Consider the following 3,279-nt stretch of genomic DNA (forward strand, 5'->3'; position numbering starts at 1 on the left):
CAGCCGTCTCTGCTGTAGGAGGGGAGCTAAGTCCTACTCTTGGACGAAAGTCTAAGTTTAGGCACTCCCCCGTGATTACAGAAGCCGACACTGTACTTGGTACTCCAAGTCAGTGTGGGTAGTTCACTCTCCCCAACCCGTGTTAAAAAGCAAAAACTTCTCAAAGTCGCTCTTTTTAAGGCGAGCCACTGCGGTCTATTGGTGTCAACTTAACCCAAAACTCCTTTAAAAACTCGTTTCCAGCCATAGGTTGGAAATGCATCTCATTGGGTTGCTGCCTGCTGTCCGCCAGTAACGGAGGCGGCAGCCCCCCTAGTAAGCATTCCCAGTCGGAGACTGGGAACGAGACAAATTCCCCGTTTTATCTTTCTAGCTGTGTCAGGTAATACCTTATGGATGAGCCACAGCCTGGAATTTTACGACAATTAATTACTGGAATCAAGTAAAAATTACACTAGACAAATTTCAGTGATTTGGTATTAGGCAGACAATTCTTGTACCCCTATCCATTCCGTAATAGATTGCAATTGTCCTGCGTAAACAGTAGTACTTTTACGTTCTTGTTTTTCAGTTTTTCTAGGTAGTTTTCCCACGATAGCTTCGGTGAATGAACTGGAGTCGTTCAGATTATAAACAGGCATTTCTTGCCAGCAGTGGCGACAAAACCAGTAACTCTCTGCACCGCGTATATGTTCTAAAAGTATACTTGAACAGCAAGGACAGTAATTCATATTCTTCTCAAATCGTGTTGATAAAAGTGTTATTGCAAATCAGGATAGGCAGTTGACCAGCCCGTAAGTATTTAAAACTAGATGTCTATATTTTGACTATAGTGTAAGAAAATGAGGAACTTGTGAGGAAATTCAAAACACTTAATAATTACGTATTATTTATACATATTTTTTAAGTAATGACCTCAGGGTTATTTAGCTATCTCTTCACAAGATCCTCAAATTATCTTCGTATAAATTCGTATAACTATAAATATGAAATGTGCGACTTAAGAGCAGCCTTACTTATGGCGTGCCATCTCCTATGAATACAATAAACAAGTCAAATCCTTTTCCTCGTGACCTTCTGGACTTCGGGTGATACTCCTACGTCACTACCGCTTAACACTAGCCGACTGGCTGCTTTATGCCCTGAAACCGTCTATTTGAGTAGCTCACCTGCTGCCTTGTTTATTAAAAGTCTTGCTGGAGGTTTATCAAAACAACCGAAACACAACCTTTCTGGCGACATTTGGCAGCAAGAGTTTAATATTTCCACTCAACAATTAATTTCAAACATTTCACACTAACAAGACTACCAAGACCATCAATTAAGGTAATCTCTTGAGATAGATGATCTGCTATCTCTAATTTGACAATAGAATGAGTTTGTCGGCTCTAAAATTCTATCTACTTCCTGGTTTAGTTCATAACTTGCATTGTGTTCCCTGTATAAGGTCTTGTAAGATTTATAGGATAAATTTATCAATTTAATTGATTGATAGTTGATTTATTATCAATTACAGCATAATAATTCCTGATTTTTAACAATTTACTTACTCTAGCTTCTGCTAGTTCTTCCTGATATCAAAGAGATCATTAGAATTGACGAATTCACTATGCGATTCAACGATCATCTGATTAACATACCTAGCTTAAATCATGTTATTAATCGTTCTCCCTTAACGATTAACTCTGATAGTTTTGTAGTTGAAGCTATTGGCTTGATGAGTCAGGAAAGATGTAGTAATTATGCACATACCAATTTAAATTCGTCATTAGATTTAGGCGACAGAAGTCAACCATTAACTAGTTGCATCTTGGTTCTGGAAGGAGCAAAATTATTAGGTATTTTTACAGTAAAAGATGTAGTTAAGCTTCTAGCTTCGGGAGTAGACTTAGCCACAGTAACAATGGCTGAAGTGATGACGCAGCCAGTAGTTACCCTTAGACAATCAGATTCTAATGATATTTTCATCGCCTTATCGTTATTGCGTCAGCATCAGACTCACTATTTGCCCGTTTTGGACGATCGCGGGCAATTGCTAGGAATCATCACTGAGATTAGCTTGCTACAAGCCTTTGACCTGATAAAAATGGTTGGTGTCATTGAAGGCTTACAGCAATATTTACAAAAATCCCCAGATGAATCCCGACGAGTTAATCAGCCAATTGAGATAGAGCAAGTCCGCTCTCAAACTCAAAACAACTTAAAACTATGGGTTGAGGCGCAATCGGCTGAGATCATGCAAGTTAATCATGAACTTCAGGTAGCCCTCGAAGAACTCCAGGTTGTGGAAGAAGAACTGCGCGAACAAAACGAAGAGTTGGCTGTTGCCCGTGAGCTAGTAGAATTGGAGCGCCAGCGTTACCAGGATTTATTTGAGTTCGCTCCAGATGGTTACTTGGTCACTGATACAGCAGGGGTTATCCAAGAGGCTAACCGAGCAGCAGCAACCTTGCTAGCTGTCCGCCAAAAATATTTAGTAAACAAACCATTAATTTTATTTATTGCTCCCCAAGACCGTCAGACTTTTACCACTCAGTTGAATAATTGGCAGCAGGTACAGGAGTGGGAAGTTTACCTAAAGCCACGAGGAGGTATAAATTTTCCGGCTAGCATTAGAGCTGCTGCCATGTACGATTCACAGGGTAAGCAAGTTGGCTGGCGCTGGTTACTCTGCGATATTAGCGAACGCCAACAGGCAAAGGAGGTACTGCGCCAAGCTAATGAGGAATTAGAACAACGAGTGGCGGAACGGACAGCAGAACTTGTTATGTCCAACGTCCTGTTGCAACAAGAAATTACCGAACGCCAACGTGTAGAAGTTGCTTTACGGCAGAGCGAACACCTCTACCGCCAACTCGTGGAAAGCCAAACTGACATAATTCTCCGCATTGATTTGCAAGGACAGATTACCTTTGCCAACGTAGCCGCTTGTCAAACCTTCGGCTGGAAACAAGATGAGTTCTGTGGTCAGTCATTTTTCCCGTTTATTTATCCAGATGACTTACCTCAAGCGATGGAAGATATGACAATTTTAGAATCTTCATTGCATTCCTTGATTAATTGTGAGCGACGTGCATTGACAGCCAACGGTATCCGTTGGTTTCAATGGAATGCGATCGCAATTCATGATGACAAAGGAGAGGTTGTTGAAATAGACTTGTCCGAAATATTAACTGAGGAAAAGAAAAATGATAAAATGGTGAACTAAGTGTCTACTATTTTTCGCAATTAGTTATGGTTTTTGATTATATTCAAAAGTATCCTCATAGAACAAAACAA

At 40.3% G+C, this 3,279-nt stretch carries 3 protein-coding genes; 2 read left to right on the forward strand and 1 reads right to left on the reverse strand.

Going from position 1 to position 3,279, the window contains the following annotated elements:
• Positions 1–479: 479 nt before the first annotated feature.
• Positions 480–731 carry a hypothetical protein gene (locus H6G92_RS38485; RefSeq protein ID WP_190902078.1) on the reverse strand — a complete coding sequence of 84 codons (252 nt, stop codon included), beginning with the start codon at positions 729–731 and terminating at the stop codon, positions 480–482.
• A 338-nt stretch (positions 732–1,069) separates the two neighbouring features.
• Between H6G92_RS38485 and H6G92_RS38490 the strand changes: the two genes are divergently transcribed.
• Complete coding sequence (locus H6G92_RS38490) at positions 1,070–1,300, forward strand: hypothetical protein (protein WP_190902075.1); 231 nt, start codon at positions 1,070–1,072, stop codon at positions 1,298–1,300.
• Positions 1,301–1,609: 309 nt separating this feature from the next.
• The gene (locus H6G92_RS38495; RefSeq protein ID WP_190902076.1) at positions 1,610–3,208 is read left to right on the forward strand and encodes a PAS domain S-box protein; all 1,599 of its coding nucleotides are present in this window, start codon (positions 1,610–1,612) and stop codon (positions 3,206–3,208) included.
• Positions 3,209–3,279: the final 71 nt, after the last annotated feature.

Origin of the sequence: Nostoc foliaceum FACHB-393 (genome assembly GCF_014698505.1) — a bacterium.
GTDB lineage: Bacteria > Cyanobacteriota > Cyanobacteriia > Cyanobacteriales > Nostocaceae > Nostoc > Nostoc foliaceum_A.